Origin of the sequence: Acetobacter sp. AC2005 (assembly GCF_037901235.1) — a bacterium.
In the GTDB taxonomy this organism is placed as follows: domain Bacteria; phylum Pseudomonadota; class Alphaproteobacteria; order Acetobacterales; family Acetobacteraceae; genus Acetobacter; species Acetobacter oryzoeni.
This window is the reverse complement of the sequence record NZ_CP149625.1, coordinates 725,358-740,227: the sequence shown is the minus strand read 5'-3', so window position 1 is coordinate 740,227 and position 14,870 is coordinate 725,358. Positions and strand designations below refer to the sequence as shown.

At 52.0% G+C, this 14,870-nt stretch carries 27 protein-coding genes and 1 tRNA gene; 14 read left to right on the top strand and 14 right to left on the bottom strand.

Annotation, left to right across the window (positions count from 1 at the left end; genetic code table 11):
* Positions 1-2: 2 nt before the first annotated feature.
* From QQM41_RS03550 to QQM41_RS03510, 9 genes are all read right to left on the bottom strand, one after another.
* Positions 3-464, bottom strand: a complete 462-nt coding sequence (locus tag QQM41_RS03550) for a phage terminase small subunit P27 family (RefSeq protein WP_044583006.1) — start codon at positions 462-464, stop codon at positions 3-5.
* A 199-nt stretch (positions 465-663) separates the two neighbouring features.
* On the bottom strand, positions 664-984 hold the full coding sequence (locus QQM41_RS03545; protein ID WP_080585962.1) for an HNH endonuclease signature motif containing protein: 321 nt from the start codon (positions 982-984) through the stop codon (positions 664-666).
* Between the two features lie 114 nt (positions 985-1,098).
* Positions 1,099-1,557, bottom strand: coding sequence for a DUF6362 family protein (locus QQM41_RS03540; RefSeq protein ID WP_339077721.1), 459 nt, complete (start codon positions 1,555-1,557; stop codon positions 1,099-1,101).
* Positions 1,558-1,789: 232 nt separating this feature from the next.
* Positions 1,790-3,682, bottom strand: coding sequence for an ATP-binding protein (locus tag QQM41_RS03535; protein WP_339077720.1), 1,893 nt, complete (start codon positions 3,680-3,682; stop codon positions 1,790-1,792).
* Positions 3,666-4,694: a toprim domain-containing protein gene (locus QQM41_RS03530; RefSeq protein WP_339077719.1), complete on the bottom strand. Its 1,029-nt coding sequence runs from the start codon at positions 4,692-4,694 to the stop codon at positions 3,666-3,668. Before QQM41_RS03530 ends, QQM41_RS03535 begins: the two co-directional genes overlap by 17 nt.
* Positions 4,691-5,110: a hypothetical protein gene (locus tag QQM41_RS03525; RefSeq protein ID WP_339077718.1), complete on the bottom strand. Its 420-nt coding sequence runs from the start codon at positions 5,108-5,110 to the stop codon at positions 4,691-4,693. The genes QQM41_RS03530 and QQM41_RS03525 overlap by 4 nt, the downstream gene beginning before the upstream one ends.
* Positions 5,103-5,288: a hypothetical protein gene (locus QQM41_RS03520; RefSeq protein WP_339077717.1), complete on the bottom strand. Its 186-nt coding sequence runs from the start codon at positions 5,286-5,288 to the stop codon at positions 5,103-5,105. Before QQM41_RS03520 ends, QQM41_RS03525 begins: the two co-directional genes overlap by 8 nt.
* Positions 5,275-5,469, bottom strand: a complete 195-nt coding sequence (locus QQM41_RS03515; RefSeq protein ID WP_087651504.1) for a hypothetical protein — start codon at positions 5,467-5,469, stop codon at positions 5,275-5,277. The genes QQM41_RS03520 and QQM41_RS03515 overlap by 14 nt, the downstream gene beginning before the upstream one ends.
* Complete coding sequence (locus QQM41_RS03510; RefSeq protein WP_339077716.1) at positions 5,459-5,929, bottom strand: hypothetical protein; 471 nt, start codon at positions 5,927-5,929, stop codon at positions 5,459-5,461. The genes QQM41_RS03515 and QQM41_RS03510 overlap by 11 nt, the downstream gene beginning before the upstream one ends.
* Before the next feature lie 96 nt (positions 5,930-6,025).
* Here QQM41_RS03510 and QQM41_RS03505 point away from each other — a divergent pair, with 96 nt between their 5' ends.
* Positions 6,026-6,427: a hypothetical protein gene (locus QQM41_RS03505; protein WP_339077715.1), complete on the top strand. Its 402-nt coding sequence runs from the start codon at positions 6,026-6,028 to the stop codon at positions 6,425-6,427.
* On the opposite strand, the gene QQM41_RS15690 is transcribed toward QQM41_RS03505, so the two are convergent.
* The gene (locus QQM41_RS15690) at positions 6,345-6,905 is read right to left on the bottom strand and encodes a S4 domain-containing protein (RefSeq protein WP_408874572.1); all 561 of its coding nucleotides are present in this window, start codon (positions 6,903-6,905) and stop codon (positions 6,345-6,347) included. The genes QQM41_RS03505 and QQM41_RS15690 overlap by 83 nt on opposite strands.
* Entirely contained in the window at positions 6,902-7,153 is a 252-nt protein-coding gene (locus QQM41_RS03500) for a YdaS family helix-turn-helix protein (protein WP_019089958.1), read from the bottom strand. The genes QQM41_RS15690 and QQM41_RS03500 overlap by 4 nt, the downstream gene beginning before the upstream one ends.
* 84 nt (positions 7,154-7,237) lie before the next feature.
* On the opposite strand from QQM41_RS03500, the gene QQM41_RS03495 reads away from it, so the two are divergent.
* The 10 genes from QQM41_RS03495 to QQM41_RS03450 all read left to right on the top strand — a co-directional run bounded on the left by QQM41_RS03495 (position 7,238) and on the right by QQM41_RS03450 (position 11,775).
* Positions 7,238-7,879, top strand: a complete 642-nt coding sequence (locus QQM41_RS03495; RefSeq protein WP_050819274.1) for an XRE family transcriptional regulator — start codon at positions 7,238-7,240, stop codon at positions 7,877-7,879.
* Positions 7,880-7,883: 4 nt separating this feature from the next.
* Positions 7,884-8,144, top strand: a complete 261-nt coding sequence (locus QQM41_RS03490; RefSeq protein WP_339077714.1) for a hypothetical protein — start codon at positions 7,884-7,886, stop codon at positions 8,142-8,144.
* 72 nt (positions 8,145-8,216) lie between these two features.
* The gene (locus QQM41_RS03485) at positions 8,217-8,594 is read left to right on the top strand and encodes a hypothetical protein (protein WP_339077713.1); all 378 of its coding nucleotides are present in this window, start codon (positions 8,217-8,219) and stop codon (positions 8,592-8,594) included.
* Positions 8,594-8,950, top strand: coding sequence for a hypothetical protein (locus QQM41_RS03480; protein ID WP_339077712.1), 357 nt, complete (start codon positions 8,594-8,596; stop codon positions 8,948-8,950). Before QQM41_RS03485 ends, QQM41_RS03480 begins: the two co-directional genes overlap by 1 nt.
* Entirely contained in the window at positions 8,947-9,231 is a 285-nt protein-coding gene (locus tag QQM41_RS03475; protein ID WP_339077711.1) for a hypothetical protein, read from the top strand. Before QQM41_RS03480 ends, QQM41_RS03475 begins: the two co-directional genes overlap by 4 nt.
* Positions 9,207-9,554 carry a hypothetical protein gene (locus tag QQM41_RS03470; protein ID WP_339077710.1) on the top strand — a complete coding sequence of 116 codons (348 nt, stop codon included), beginning with the start codon at positions 9,207-9,209 and terminating at the stop codon, positions 9,552-9,554. The genes QQM41_RS03475 and QQM41_RS03470 overlap by 25 nt, the downstream gene beginning before the upstream one ends.
* Complete coding sequence (locus QQM41_RS03465) at positions 9,551-9,808, top strand: AlpA family transcriptional regulator (protein WP_050819280.1); 258 nt, start codon at positions 9,551-9,553, stop codon at positions 9,806-9,808. The genes QQM41_RS03470 and QQM41_RS03465 overlap by 4 nt, the downstream gene beginning before the upstream one ends.
* The gene (locus QQM41_RS03460; RefSeq protein WP_339077709.1) at positions 9,808-10,836 is read left to right on the top strand and encodes a site-specific integrase; all 1,029 of its coding nucleotides are present in this window, start codon (positions 9,808-9,810) and stop codon (positions 10,834-10,836) included. The genes QQM41_RS03465 and QQM41_RS03460 overlap by 1 nt, the downstream gene beginning before the upstream one ends.
* A 232-nt stretch (positions 10,837-11,068) precedes the next feature.
* Complete coding sequence (locus tag QQM41_RS03455) at positions 11,069-11,602, top strand: hypothetical protein (RefSeq protein ID WP_339077708.1); 534 nt, start codon at positions 11,069-11,071, stop codon at positions 11,600-11,602.
* Between the two features lie 26 nt (positions 11,603-11,628).
* The gene (locus tag QQM41_RS03450) at positions 11,629-11,775 is read left to right on the top strand and encodes a hypothetical protein (protein WP_339077707.1); all 147 of its coding nucleotides are present in this window, start codon (positions 11,629-11,631) and stop codon (positions 11,773-11,775) included.
* 529 nt (positions 11,776-12,304) lie between these two features.
* Here the strand turns inward: QQM41_RS03450 and QQM41_RS03445 are convergent.
* A tRNA-Ala gene (locus QQM41_RS03445) sits at positions 12,305-12,380 on the bottom strand.
* 69 nt (positions 12,381-12,449) lie between these two features.
* Here QQM41_RS03445 and QQM41_RS03440 point away from each other — a divergent pair.
* Both QQM41_RS03440 and QQM41_RS03435 read left to right on the top strand, forming a co-directional pair.
* The gene (locus QQM41_RS03440) at positions 12,450-12,812 is read left to right on the top strand and encodes a YggT family protein (protein ID WP_003628894.1); all 363 of its coding nucleotides are present in this window, start codon (positions 12,450-12,452) and stop codon (positions 12,810-12,812) included.
* A 5-nt stretch (positions 12,813-12,817) separates the two neighbouring features.
* Positions 12,818-13,264 carry a hypothetical protein gene (locus tag QQM41_RS03435; protein ID WP_339077706.1) on the top strand — a complete coding sequence of 149 codons (447 nt, stop codon included), beginning with the start codon at positions 12,818-12,820 and terminating at the stop codon, positions 13,262-13,264.
* A gap of 100 nt (positions 13,265-13,364) precedes the next feature.
* Here the strand turns inward: QQM41_RS03435 and QQM41_RS03430 are convergent, their stop codons facing one another.
* Positions 13,365-13,544 (bottom strand): hypothetical protein, encoded by a 180-nt coding sequence (locus tag QQM41_RS03430; protein ID WP_128104935.1) that lies wholly within the window; start codon positions 13,542-13,544, stop codon positions 13,365-13,367.
* Between the two features lie 265 nt (positions 13,545-13,809).
* Here QQM41_RS03430 and QQM41_RS03425 point away from each other — a divergent pair, with 265 nt between their 5' ends.
* The gene (locus tag QQM41_RS03425; RefSeq protein ID WP_003626200.1) at positions 13,810-13,998 is read left to right on the top strand and encodes a hypothetical protein; all 189 of its coding nucleotides are present in this window, start codon (positions 13,810-13,812) and stop codon (positions 13,996-13,998) included.
* A gap of 66 nt (positions 13,999-14,064) precedes the next feature.
* On the opposite strand, the gene QQM41_RS03420 is transcribed toward QQM41_RS03425, so the two are convergent.
* Positions 14,065-14,865, bottom strand: coding sequence for a hypothetical protein (locus tag QQM41_RS03420; RefSeq protein ID WP_128104937.1), 801 nt, complete (start codon positions 14,863-14,865; stop codon positions 14,065-14,067).
* Positions 14,866-14,870: the final 5 nt, after the last annotated feature.

The following is a 14,870-nucleotide window of genomic DNA, read 5'->3' as shown; positions in this document are numbered from 1 at the left end:
ACTCACACGTTGTCAAAGGGGTTGAACAAGTCACCTTGCCCGACATCCTTCAGGCGCATGCGGGCAACGGGTGAAAATCCATAATTGGAGCCAATGCTGGTCATGAGCCTGATCTGCTCAGAAATGATGCCCAGCTCTGGCCGCGTCCGGATCATGCGGCCTTGCCTGCCATGCGTCTCGAAGGTTTCCTGACCGGCATCTTTCAGGGACTGCTCATGTTTACGCCACCGGCTGAATGCTTCGCAGTAGGCCGCGATGCTGTCATGATCCAGAACTGTAAAAAGCCCGCGCTCCACTAAAGGAGGAACAAGGCGCTCCCACGCAGCCCGCGCCATCTCATCCAGAAAATCTGGTGGCGCCGCATATTCGGATGGGAGCCGGACACCATCTTCAGGGAGAGCCCGCTTTCCCGGATTGCCTTCAATCACACGAAGGTGGCGTGGCTTTGGTTTTCTACCTCTCATGATGACCTTCCCTCATGCGAATAGGCAGGAGGGTTTCCATCCAACCATCCTGGTAACTTTTTCCCTCAATTTCGCGGTTGCAAAAATTTGCCCATGGCGCGGTTCAGGCGCTCGCCGCCGGCAGGGATTTGATACCCCCCACCCGTTTTGACGTGTTTTTCGTCAAAAATGGCTGTTTTCTGCCGTTTTTTGCCGATTTTCAGCGGTTCCAGCTATGATCTCGGCTTGTTCTGGCCGAATGATGTGACTGGCAAAGCGTTCTCAGGTTGCTGGGGTCGAGCCGCCTGGACGGATTTTCCCGCACGCTTTCGATGTGATCGACGTTCAATCTGTCACGCGGCGTTCTGCATCCAGGCACGCAGCAGATTGGATGAAGCGCCAAGTGTTGGGCGCGAACCTTTTCCCATGCCGCATCGTAACCGCGCTGGCGCGATGTGCCGCGCTGCTTATCGAACTCCTTCCGGCGTTGCGCTTCTGGCTTGTGCCAGCGCGGCCGGAAAACTGGAGATCTGACAGGCATGTTTCGCTTTCATCTGGGCATAAAAAAAGGCCGCGTAGCCTGTTGGCTGCACGCCCCCTGATCATGGTGTCTAAAAAACTGCATTTTGCGGAGTTTGAGAAGTAAAAAATGCAGTTAGGTGTAATTTTTTTTCGTGATGTCAGCTATCCCCCTGAAAAACCAGCTTTTTGCGGTTTTATCGCTCACACCCAAAAAGCTACCAATCTGCCTCCAGCTATAGCGATGTCGCAGTGAGAGCGGATGGATCATCATCCAGAGCAGCACGACGCGGCGGTGCCTGAAATTGGAAATGCCTTGTACCCAGATGAATGCTTCATCCATGCGGGTAATGGCGGCAGCTGTTGGCATGGGTGGCCGGACTTCACTTTCTGCCACGAGTGTCAGCAGATCATCCATGTCCATCAGCGTTTCGCCCCAGCCTTTACCCCATCCAGCTGGACGGACACCGTGGGCTGGCAGGCAGGCCAGTGTGTATCCGGCCTCAAACAACCGATCTTCCACGGCCTGTGCCATTTCCTGCCCGCTTATGGGCTTGATGGCTTTCATTTCTAGCGAGGTTCCTGCGGTTCCCATGTGGTTCCCTTCTGGTTCCTTTTATTATTTATATATATCAATAGGTTAGAAAGAAAGGGAACTAAGGAACCAAGGGAACTGCTATTTTCTCTCACAATGGATTTGAGGCACGGAGAGCGTGCTTCTGTATAGGAGTGAAAAAACAGGTTCCCTATGGGGGTTTTGGTTCCCTTTAGGAAATATAACGAACTAATGGGAACCGGCGCGGTTCCGTTGCGGTTCCATGGTTCCTTTACAGCCCATCGTCACCATCATCAGACAAGCCAAGCTCACAACACCTGACCCAGAAGCAACCCTTGTTTTTCTTACCATCCATGGTGATGGTAATCTGATGCCCGCGTGCGTTACGCGGCGGCGGCCTGTAGCTTTCCATCCGCGCAAATTCATAGACGAACTTCTGCCCGGCAAATGGTGTGTCTTTGAACAGCGCCGTCAGCATAGCATTGCGCGGCCAGATCCACAATCCATCACCTTCACTGCCACGCGGCACATCCTGACCGCTGCGGGGCGTGGGCTCGTTCCGTCTGACAACCCTGATACCATAACTTGCCAGAACGGATGCAACGTTTTTACGGGAGAACGCATTTTCCTCTATATCCGGCTTTTCTTCATTCACCGGCACCAGCATGCGTTCTATGAGTGATGACAGCGACCGCCGATCTGTTGAGCGATCCATCTGCACCTTTTGCGAAAGCAGATGATCTATCATCTGTTGGCTACCACTGGCGGCTTCCGCCGTTTCTGCCGTGCGGATGTAACCCATGACACATTCCACAGCTCTATCTGCCTCGGCTTCTGTTGGCACCTGATCATTGATCAGCACCCACCAACCGGCCAGCAATGATCCCATCTGATCCATTTCACGCGGCTGACAACCGGAACGGCCCACGGCGGCACGGAGGATCACACGCGCTGCACTATAGCGCTGCCATCCTGCCAATGCGCGACCCCATAGCTTTGGCCCGATTTCCTTGGCCCATTCAGCAAAATCCCGATGTTCTGCCGTGTGGTCTGCACCGTTTCTAGGTGCCTGCATTTCCACCAGTGTAAAGCGGCCCAGATGCTGCGCTTCCATATCCGGTGGCCGGATGGATGCCATGATGATGGAACCGGCCACCGCAATCTTGCGGGCGATACCATCCGAACCGCCACGCGCACCTTTTGTGCCTTCGCCACCTGTTGCGGACAACACCAGATCCAGCAGAGCACGGGCAGCACGTTGATCTACACGGTCAGATGCTTCATCCACCAGCATGGGAATGGCACGACCATCCACCATCTGTTCAATACCGGCCTTTGATGCGTCATTCGTGGCGAATTTGAGCGGAATGGCGTTTTGTAGCACACGCAGCAGGGAAGATTTACCGCAACCGGCAGGCCCGGTTAGAAATCCGGCAGGACGCCACGGAATGGCCGCGCCATAATACGCGCAGGCCAGCATGCCCATAACGATGATATCGCTGCCTTCCAGCCGGAAATCCCACAATTCCCTGACTTGGCGCTGAAATTCCCGTGCATCAATCGCCTCGCACCGCTCTGCTGGACGTGGCTCTGCTGGTGCAGCAGCCCAGATCTGATTGCCAATGCGCGTGCCTGGTAATTCCAGCTTTGAACCCACCAGAACACGGTCGCCACAATGCACCACTGGCATACCTTCTGACGTAGGCCAGATACCTGGACGGCGGATCTGTATGTGATCACCGAAAAGGCCAGCAGAAAAGCACTCACGCTGAAGGAACTGGCAAGTGTGATTGATATTAAAGTCAACCACAACTTCACGCGCTGTTTCATTGCCTTCTGCATCCTTGTCTTTGACTTTTGCCGTTTTCGGAAATGTTTCTTTCAGCCAATCGATATTGCCACCGAACAACGCCACCAGATCTGGCCGCCGCGTCATTTGCGATGCCTTGAGCACACGCAGCTGACCAACGCGGTCAAGAAAGTAAAAAGACCCGTCCAGATGTCCGATAGTGACAACTGGGCAGGGCGTCTTTTCTTTGGTTTTGGGAGGGCGTCCACCATTATCGGCATTCTTGCCGCCTTCAATAACTTGGAACTGCCGTTCTGCCGTATTGATGGCCGAGCGGATGGCGTCCAGGCCGCTTTCTTCATCTTCCGATAACATCGTTGAAATCCTTGCCTTTTGGCGGCCAAGCCACATCTACCGTGCGCCCTGCTGACAGGTGCGTGTCTATGGCTTTACGCAGGCCTTTTTTGGCCGCCGTGCTTTCGTCCCGATCTGCCAGAATGAGCACATTGCGTGCTGTATCCGGCAGACGGATTGTTCCGAGATTTGCGAGAGAGATTGCTGCGAGTACCCGCAGATCCGGAAGGGCCATGGCAACGGAAAGGCATGTTTCTATGCCTTCACCAATCGCAATAACCTCATCCGGTGAAACCTGTTTGAGTGTTGTTCCGGCTGAACCTTTGCGCAACCGGATACAGGCACCACGGAAACTGCCGAGAACTTTCTTGGGAATTTCCAGTTGCGCCTTGGCCCATTGACCACCATGCTGGCCGAGCCACGTCTGATGCACGGCAACGCACCGCCCATTCAGATCTGTGATGGCAGCCAGCATGGCAGGCAATGGAGCTTCTATTTCTGCACAGTAATGCTCTGGCGCAAACCGCAATGCACCAGGAGGCCGATCAAACTTTGCCAGCTTGATACCGCGTGCCTGCAAATAGAAATCTACTGGCGTGTTCAGGATATTTGGCTGGGCATTCATCCAGATATCCCGCGCACGGCTGACACGCTTTTTAGCGTCTTCTTCCTCTTTTGCCTTAGCCTGTTCAGCTTTTTCACGGATTTCGGCACGGCGGACTTCCACCGTTTCCGTGCTCAATCCCAGCCAGTTGCAGGCCCAGCGATACGCAGCACTCAGATCTCGGTTCGTCAGGCAATGCGCGACCAGATCCAGCGGATCACCACCGATATCTTGAGAAAAATCTTTCCACACACCGGCTTTTGCACCGTACAGATGCACAGCCAGCTTTGTGCCTGGCTCACCTGCCACAGATCCGGCCATCCATTCAGCGCCGGTTTTCTTGCCACCGGGCAGCAGCTCACGCGCCAAAGCCTCCATCTGGCTGGCCAGCATGGCGGAAACTTCCGCAGCTTTCAGCTTGCCGCTCATGCTGCGTTCCGAACAATAAAGCGCTGCACCGGAAAGCCGTAACCCAGCACATTAAGCACCGGCATGACGCCGCGCCGTGCATTCTGGATGTTGGATAAGTGGCCTTTGCTGATACCAAATCGGCGTGCAGCAGCTTCCTGCGTTCCGCAACGCCGTATAAAAGTATTCAGTTTTTCTTGGATTTCGCGGAGTGATGCAAGCCGACCACTGCCGTCCCGCACTGGATAGCGCAGAACTTTCACCAAGCCAAGAGCTTTGCAGACACCATCACTGATCGTTTGCATAGCTTCTGCATCACGCACGGTCTGTTCCTTCAGCCCATGCTTGCGGGCGAAGGCAGCAAGGCTTTTTTCCGCAGCGATGGCGTTCCTCAACCGGCCGCAGAAATCATATCCGTCCAGCAGCGCCTCAGCCATTGTACTGCCTTGTCTGCCGGATAGCCCTGCGTGGCGCGCACCATGTGAATCCACTGGACACACGCGACTGCATGGAAAGATCAGGCTGCACGCGTGCGCTTTCACGCAATGCCCGCACATTGAGAGGGCGGCGGCGGAAAAACCGGCGTGCAGATTTGGCGTTTTTATGACGCGACATGAGAAGAATTCTCCTGCGCTGCATGCTTTTTCTTTGTAATTCCAAGAAAAGCACGGCGCTTTTTAATGGATATTTCCGAAATACTCAGCTTGCTGGCTTGGCGGCGAATACTGAAACCACACCGGGCATAGTGCCGGATTTTAGGGTCTAGCTCGCGCCAGTTGAGTGCTTCACGCGCCATCAGCAACGCTCACCTGCAATGGCTTGCCGTCAGCGACGATCCTGTGCGCTGTGGCTTCAATATGATGCAGGGACGTACGGGCACGTTGCGCGTATGTGAGTATTTCATGCGCTTCCTGCACATCCACATTGCCATCTGCCATGCTTTCAAAGCCCTTTTGCAGAACCTCACTGGTGGCCTTGGCAAACTTGCCCATATCGTGCGGCAGCAGACCGTTGCCGAACTTGACCGGCACCAGGGCAAACCCTTCTGCCTGAGCCATAACGGAAAGAATAAGCGGCTCTTGCGCCTCTTTATCCAGCTCAACAGCAACATCTACCGGCACAACAGCCGCTTTTTCACGGTTGCAGTAATCGGAAAGCTGCGTGATGCCGACACGCACAGCGCGGGATATTGAATCCAGACCACCACAGGCTTTGATGGCCGTACGGGTAGCAGTTTTGATAGCCGCGGTTAGCATGGCGTATTACCCGCAGCAGGGGTGCTGGCAGCGGCATTGATACCGCTACCAGCTACGTCCATTATGTGTTCCCAAAAAACATGAAAGGACGATTCCGTGGTAAAAAGCCTTGAAGAACTGGAGAAGGCATTCAATAGCTTACGTAATCGGGTGACTCGGCTTGAAGCAGAACGCCGCGTTTCACAGTATCTTCTTGCTGCTGTTATTGCAGATAATCTTCCCGATAAAACGACCGATAGCGAATTTGAAGAACGGGTAAGCCGTTTTACTAAACAAGCAGAAGCTGCACTAACAGACAGTTTATATTCCAGACAAGTTGAAGCTACGCAGGAAGCCATAAGGAAAACACGCAAATTGCTTCTGGACATATGGGTATCCCGCAAATGGCAGCCGGATTTCAGGATGAAGCGAGCCATTAACGCCCCCGTTCGTCCGAAGATAATCCATGAAAACCCACAACTGCCTCAAGCTGATCGTGTAGATCGTAAAGACGGTTGAGTCGTTCCTGAGCTTTAATCTGAGCTTCCTCACATTCAATATGAGGAAGCTGGCAGGATAGGCGATCTATGACTGCAAAAATTTCCATATAAGCGAGACGCGCTGTTGCTAGTGGCAAAGCTACGGTTTCGTTTGTTTGTGGTGCGGGTTGGCTTTCACCCTTATTTCCCGCAATAAGTTCAGCGCGCCGCATATCCCTATCAGGCCCAGCTTCCCTTACTGTGAATTCAAACCGCCGGGTTTTTGAGCGAGGGCATACAACTACGGTATCTCCCGCGCTTACCGGCATATTTTCATCAACTGCTGGTTTTCCGTTCACCTCAAGCGCCCCGCCGCGCACAAGCCGACGAGCCTCACCATTCGTTCTGCAAAACTGCGGTGCATAGATCGGAATCAGGCTGAAGAGCGCAAAGGATGCCCGAAACGATTCCGGCTGACAGGGTGAGGGCTTGGGCGTACTGCTCTGGTTATGGTTCATGCGAGTTCACCCTCAATTTGTATTTGCGGATCGGCACGCAGGATGCCGGTCGAATTTTCTGGAGAAGGGTATAGATCTGGCCGCAGTTCCCAGGGTGGAATGCCTGTGATTTCTGCGACAGTAAGCACTCGTTTTGGCGGGATTTTGCGCCATGAATGGATAGACGGTGCCTTAATATTGAGACGCCGAGCCAATTCAGTAGGGCCACCTGCCAATTTGATCGCTCTATCTACAACCGCTTCTTTCATACCCAACCAATAGGCAATGCCTAGCAATAATGCAATAGGCAAATGCTAGGTGATGGTAGGTGTTTCCTACTGATATAAAAAATTATGGATACATGGCCTGAACGACTGAAGCGGTTCCGTAATGCAACGCGCCTTTCTCAAGCAAAGGTCGCGCGGGCGTTAGGCATTGCACCAGCCTCAGTCGCGCAATGGGAAATAGGCCGCAGCAAACCTTCCCTAGAACGGCTGTCAGCTTTAGCTGCCCTTTATAATGTTTCGTTAGAAGAGCTATGCGGGAACGATTTAGGGTCGCCGAAAGAGGCATTACGTCACTCTAACTGCGATGGTAATCCATCGTTGCGGCTTCCTGTATCCGGGTTTGTCGCCGGGGCTGATCGTGTAGTTATCTTTGAAAATGGGGACATTCAAGAAGATGGCGAAGTACAGCTACCATTCCCAATATACGATGGAATAGTGCTGCGTGTTACCGGAGAATCTATGGTGCCCCGCTATAGACCAGGTGAAGTAATAGGCATTCGCTTACCTGGACGGCCATGCTTGGGCTTAAAGCTCATCGGGCGTGATGTTGTGGCTAAACTATCAGATGGCCAAGTGGTTTTGAAAACTGTGGCGGCAGGGCCAGAGACCGGTTCATTTGTATTAACATCAGTAAATCCAATGGTTCCTCCTATTTATAATCCAGAAATAGAATGGGCTGCGCCTATTGATTTTCATATGTTAGGATAATTTCATGAATGGAAAGTTTCTATACGCTGCTGGTGTAATGCTTTTACTTTCCGGATGCAGCGGGAATAGGTCAAATTCATACGATAATGTCTATTACCCTGATGTTAGCCCACAAGATGAAGCCGCTTGTGAACTACAGGTGGCGCAAATACTCGGCCCTCCAAGAGAGACATTAACAGGCACTCTTGACCAAATTGGACCTAGAAAGGCTCTTATGCAGAAGTGCTATTTTTCCAAAGGTTATAAACCTTGGATGAAAAACTAGGCATTGCCTATTGACTGACTAAGTAGGCATTGCCTAGTATTCCTCCATCGCCACGACGCGATGGAGGAATGAATGACACTTATTGCGGAACTCCGCACGGTATCGGATGCTGCGCTAGAGCGCTCCCGTGCTGCATCGCAGCTGATCACGGCCATTGGCCCGCTGCTAGATCCAACATTACCCACACCAAACGCCATGCAGGCCGCCCGCGTGCAGCGTGCTGCCCTGAAACTGGTGGATACCGCGCTAGAAGAAAGCGGTGCAGATGCCACCCGGTACGTAGGCTTTGGCTTGGCGGCCCTGTATTGCGGCCTATCACCAGATACCTTCCATAGCCTATGTGAAAAAGGCAAAGGCCCGCGCTGCACCATAGTTGAAGGCAATGGTCTGTTTACTGTGGCCGCTCTGGATGAATGGATGGAAAGCATCCGCCAGAAGGAAGGTGCGTGATGGTTGATGCAAGCACCTGCCCAGTAAAATGTCTCGGCAGCCGATGGGGAGATGGGTGGAGATATTATATCTTCCGTGATGTGGTCGGTCAGGAGCGGAAGCTTACCTGGTCGCAAATGACACGGCGGCCTGACATTGTTGCGCTATTTGGCGGCGATATTAGCTGGTTAAAGTCTCATTTTCCGTATCATACAACCGTCATGAAATCACACCCCGATGGCAGCGTAAGCCACCATCGGATCGTATCGGATTTTGTGATTTCAGATGCTGCTAACTGGCTAGCGTCTGAATGCCTTATTCAGGCTTCGGAAAAGCACCTCAAACACACCATTCTTGCAGAGGATCATACCCCATGACCTGCACACAATCTTCCACGTTCCCTGGCATGCGCATTATTCCCGTAGCCCGTGATGTTGTGGTGAAAGACCCATCCGGCAAAGGCCAGCACGCATACCCCACCATTGGCCGTGAAACACGCACGCTGATGTTTGGGAAAACACCGGTAAAACACACGGTAGTTTTTGCTGATGGCCAGATACTGACCTTTCCACCAGCTTGGATTGTGCCGATTGCGGACTCACCGCAGCATGGATCATTGGCGGAGTGCATGGAATGCCCCGATACCAGGCAACACTAACGCGCAATCAGGCAGGCAGATACCAGGGCACGGTAACAGACCAGCGCACAGGTAATCAGATTGAATTCTCTGATTGCAGCAAGGAGCGCAAGGAAGGCCGGTGGATTGTATCGGGTAAAAGCACAACTCCCAGTCTGCCTGAATGGTTTTTGGAAATGCGTAAGGTGGACGATGGTCTGTTTGAAATAACGGCCACAGAGGACAGGAATTTTCTTATCCGGTTTCCTGAATGCGAACCGGACGAAATAGACGGACAAAGCGGCATCATTGGCTGGGCAGACGATGTGCAGTTGATTGAAGCGCGAAAGGAGAGGGCGGCATGAGCCAGACAGTGCAGGTGCCTGTACGCACAAAAGCCAAACCAATGCTGCCAGATTGGCCGCGCATCATGCGGCGTGAAAAGGCAGCGCAGTATCTGGATATTTCACCAGCAATGCTGGATCAGGCCGTGGCAAGCGGTAAGATGCCCAAGCCCATACCCATTACTGGAACCATAAAAGGTTGGGTGCGGGATGATCTGGACGCGTGGATAGAAGATAGGCGCCAAGGCTATTACCCAACAAGCGACTGGGACTGATGGCCAGACTAAAGCTTGATTTCGTCCAGGTAATCCGCAGCAAGCGCAAAACCTATTACTACTTCCGCAGAGAGGGATACCCACGCAAGGAACTGCCGGGCCGGTTAGGTTCGGATGAGTTCATGCGTGCGTATGCCGAAGCCTTACGCGAAGAGCGGGAAGAGGTGGGTGCATCTGGTACATTACCGGGCAGCATGAAAGCGCTGGCTGTTGCCTGGCGTAAATCCAACCAGTTTAAGGAACTGAAAGCACCATCGCAGAAATCTTACACGCGCCTGATCGACAGCTTTATCGAGATCCATGGCAACAAGATGGTGAAAACAGCCGAGCCCCGACATATCCGTGCGATACTGGAGAGCATGAGCCGCACCCCAGCTCAGGCCAATGCATTACGCAATGTTCTGCGGCAGATGTTCCAGTTCGCATTTGATCATGGATGGCGGACGGATAATCCCGTGCGGGATATCAAGAAGCTGAAATACAAGAAGAAGCCATTTCCCACATGGTCAGAAGCCGACATAGAGGCATTTGAATCCCGATGGCCGCTAGGAACACGCGCCCGCTTGGCACTCGCATTGCTACTTTATACAGGGCAGCGCCGCAGTGACGTGATCTGCATGGGGCCAAAGAACATTCATAACGGCAGCATAGAAGTGGTGCAGGAGAAAACCGAAGCGCACCTGTTTATTCCCATGCACCCGCAGCTACTGGCGGCCATTGAAGCTGGCCCATGTGGTGAGCAGGCTTTTCTGGTGACACAGACCGGCAAGCCATTTGCTAGCGGAAACGCGTTTTATAACTGGTTTAAGGAATGCGCCATCAAAGCAGGGGTGCAGGCAAAACTAGGCCCGCATGGTTTGCGCAAAGCAGCTGCACGCCGCATGGCAGAAGCAGGCTGTACACCTCACCAGATTGCATCCATCACCGGTCATCAATCACTGGCAGAAGTGGAACGATACACCAAAGGTGTGAGGCAGCGCGTGGTAGCGGAAGAGGCTATGCAGCGGCTTGTTGGGCTGGGAGAATAAGGTGAAGAAAAAATCAGGGCTTGATATTTCAATAATCAAGGTAATTTTTAAAATTTATGAATTTATTCACAAGAAAATATACAAAAAACAAATAAAATACGTATAAATATTCATTTAAGAGTGAGTTGGTATATCACATCAGGTTAACAGATATTCCGTTTAATGTTGTTGATGCTCTTTTTATATAATAGTAAGTCCGTAAAAGCTAAAATAATGTATATGAGAGAGTTAGGTGTCTTATAGTTTAGAATCGTGTTCCGCAGATAATAATGTTTGGAATCACGTCAAATCATGCTGGCGAGGCCAGTGTGAAGATTTTGGGGAAGAATTTGAGACATATGCCCAAGCATCTATGAGTGTCTTGGATTCTTTAGCATATACACCGTCAAAAAATGCAAAAGTGTATGTCTTGTATAAGACAGAAGCAGAGCAAAAAGAACCATTGGTAGCCTTTCAAGCAAATGTTGCTTTTTTACCAGGGTTCGATGGAAAAGTGCTACGAATCCGTCATATTGTTATGTCACCGAAGTATGATTATGGCGAAATGGAAGAAACAGGATATACTAATATCCTAGTTGAAACTTTTTCTAGGGCAACAGCGTTAGGGTATGGTGAACTTGAAGCGAAGCATGTGAAATTTCACTTCAAGACTCCCGCGGATCTTTACTTTTTTCGTGCAATGTGCCCTAGTTTGGACGAAGAAAAAGAATTTCGGGATGTCAAGGCCTATGGGGCTTGGATCTCCTTTTCTTTTAATGCCGAATGAGTGGCGAAACACTAAGGTACCATCCTATGCTAAACAGATTTCGGGAAATTTTTGAACGTGCAATTGATAGGGCTATCAATGAAAAAGGCGTTGATGCTTTGAAGCGAACGTCCTTATTTGGTTCAAATGATCCTGCTGCGATTAAATGTGCCGATGTTAAAGAGGCAGCATAAATTGCGAGAGTAGGTTTCTGTATCTGTAGATCGTCAAGTTGTTAATCTGAATTGTCTTCTTTTGAAACACTTCAGATAAAGCTTTTGTAGAATGTGGATTTGATCCTGCTGCAGGCTTGTAATAAAAAGTATGTTGGTGACGGAGAGGTGCTTTGTCACCAACATACTCAGATTTCTCTTCAAAACAATAAATAATTCTGACTTGTGTAAGTGTTTTGTAATAAAATACTTATCTAGAGAAATTTTCAGTATTCATTATAAACAAATTGGATTTTATTTAAGAGTTTTATAAGATAATCACTTGCCTCTGTATAAAATTCTCATAGAAATTTGATTCTATTAAGAGTCGATGCCAGTTTATCCAGAATTTTGTATGTTTTTATGGATGCCTGAAAAAATTATGGTTTGTTGAGGTGTGGCAAGACGCCTCGAAAAACCCATGAAAACCATCACCAACTGTAAAATGGTATTGTAAATTTTACACTTTCCACCAAAAAACCCAATAAAAACAAGGGTTTGAACAGGAGGGTGGTGGAGCTGAGGGGAATCGAACCCCTGACCTCCTCATTGCGAACGAGGCGCTCTCCCATCTGAGCTACAGCCCCGCCTGTTCCATAGATTTTTGGGTGTATAGGGCTTACCAATTTGCTGTCAAGCTGTATTGTAGGCGCCCAATGGCAGATATGCGGGCATGCCATAAGGGTGTGCCCGGTTTTTCAGCAAAGCAGGATTTGGCGTTCGTGTTTTTCGTTTTCATGCTGCTGATGCGGCTTCTGGAACTGTATAGCTGGGTGCTTCTGGCAGCCTGTATTTTTGTAAACCTGTATGCCTTTGGCATTCTGGATAGCCGCAACCAGATTGTCTGGAAAATAGGCGTGTTTCTGGAACGCATAACAGAACCCGTGCTGGCCCCCGTGCGGCGTATGCTGCCAATGCCGGGCGGCATGGACTTTAGCCCAATGGTGGTGCTGCTAATTATCCAGTATGTGCTACAGCCGGGGCTGGTCAGCCTGTTTCGTGCGCTGATGTATCATTAAATAACGTGCGGCGGCTGGCGTTGGCCCGGTTTGTTAGAAACGGAGCAACCGCCATGCCGCATCTTTTCCGCACATTGGGCCTGTTTTGCGCCACCATAGCCGCCACACCTGCCTTGGCGCAGGATACGCCGCCTGCCACTTCCGCCCAAATATACACCGGCAGCATGACTGGTGGCCAAGGCACCCTTAAACTGGTGCAAACGGGGGATGAAACCTTTGCCGAGGTTGCCGTTGTGGGGGATATCTGCGCAGGCTCGGCCGAGGGCGCAGCCACCCGCCACGGCAACACATGGGTGATGGTAACAGACCCCGAATACAACGGCCAATCCTGCCGCATCACCTTCCGCATGGGGCTACATGGCGTGATCAGCAGCGAGGAGCAGAACTGCGCGCCCTATCACAACGGGGCCTGTGCCTTTACCCACGCGCAACTGGCCCGCACAGCGCAGTAAGGCCGCGTTTCATACGCATGTGGGCACAAAAAAACCGCCGGGCCAATAAGGCTGCGGCGGCTTTTTTACAGCATGGCAGGTCAAAACCCGCCAGCCCACATTAGTGGTGAGAAGAAGACGCGTTCGGGTCTTTTTCAATGTGGGTCAGGCTGTAGCTGCACATCACGATAACCGGAACAAGAAAAGCGATAACAGCAGAACCCATAGCTGCAACGTTCATGCCCAGGAAGTACAACATCAGATCCAGGCCCAGCAGCGCAATGCACAGAAACATGCCCATCCCAAAAACCCCTTATATAGTGTTCCGGCGGTAAAAGGGTTGCCGGGCCGGTGCCGTATCCATGCATCTCAAGCCCCGCAGATTCCACCGGAATCATGCCAAATCAAAACAGCGTCACACTTACTCTTTTGCCCCGCGTGGTCAACCGCTATCTGGGCATGGCGTTGTGGCGGGTAATGCTGGTCTGCTTTTGTGCGGGTTGTGGGTGGCTGTGGCGGCCCCAATGTTTAAGGTAGGCTTTACGCAAATAGGGAAAGAAATTTTTATGTCTGAAAAAACAGAAAACCATACCCACCACCTGCCATCCGCCACGGATATCAGCCGTGAAATGGAGCAGGTGAAGCGGGAATACGATATTGCGCTGAAGGATCGGCCAGAACACGCAAAAGCTCTGGGTGAGCGCCTGCGCAAGCTGGAAGCCCAGTTGCAGGAAGGCGCACGCGGCAAGGCCTGAAGCCCCCATAAAACATATCGGGCGCGGGCATATCCCCGCAGCCCGTATGGTTTTAAACGCCCGGCCTTAGTGCTGGGCGTTGCTGTTTGGGGCCGCCGCAGCGGGTGTTGCCGCTTGCGCCTTGGCCGCCCAAGCGGCTGCCACGGCCTGCGGGCCTGTAAGCGTTTGAGAAACCGGAACAGCCTGTGCCGCCGGTGTGGCCTGCACCGCAGGCGTTGCGGCGGAAGATGGCGTGCCGGCAGAATCCGGCTGCGGGTTGAGAATGCGCTGCGGTTCTGGCGGCTCATAAACCGAATGCAGCGCACGCCTTTGCGCCTCTACACTGGGCTGATGAAAGGCCGAAACCGGGCCAAACCCGATCAGCCTGTCATGGAACCGGTTGGTGGATGCCACGGGGGAGCGGATGCAGCCTTTTACAACGGTAGAGCACGCGCCATCTGTGCCAATCATGCGGTCATTATCACCACTGTAATGCAGGTCATACACATGGCCATCCACCATGCGTATGGTGGCCACACAGGTTTTGCCCGCACCGCCAAAGGTGGTTTGTGTCATGTTCACAAATGTCTGGAGCGGAAACAGCGAGGAATCGTTGGTGGAAGGCATGTTGACCGAGCGCACGTACTGATAAATTGTGGTGTGGTCATCTATCTTCTGCGTTTTGTCGGGAATGCCCGCGCAGGCCTGTAAATCCTCATTTGTCATGCCAATTACGGCCAACTGGCCCTTATGGGCGGTGCGGCTATCTATATACCCACACCCCGCCAGCGTGGGCAGAAGTGCTATGGCCGCAAGCCCGCGGGCACGGCGCAGGGTGGAAAGAAAAGAGGCAGAAAAAGGCAGGGAGGGGCAGGGCAGAACGGTCATACTCT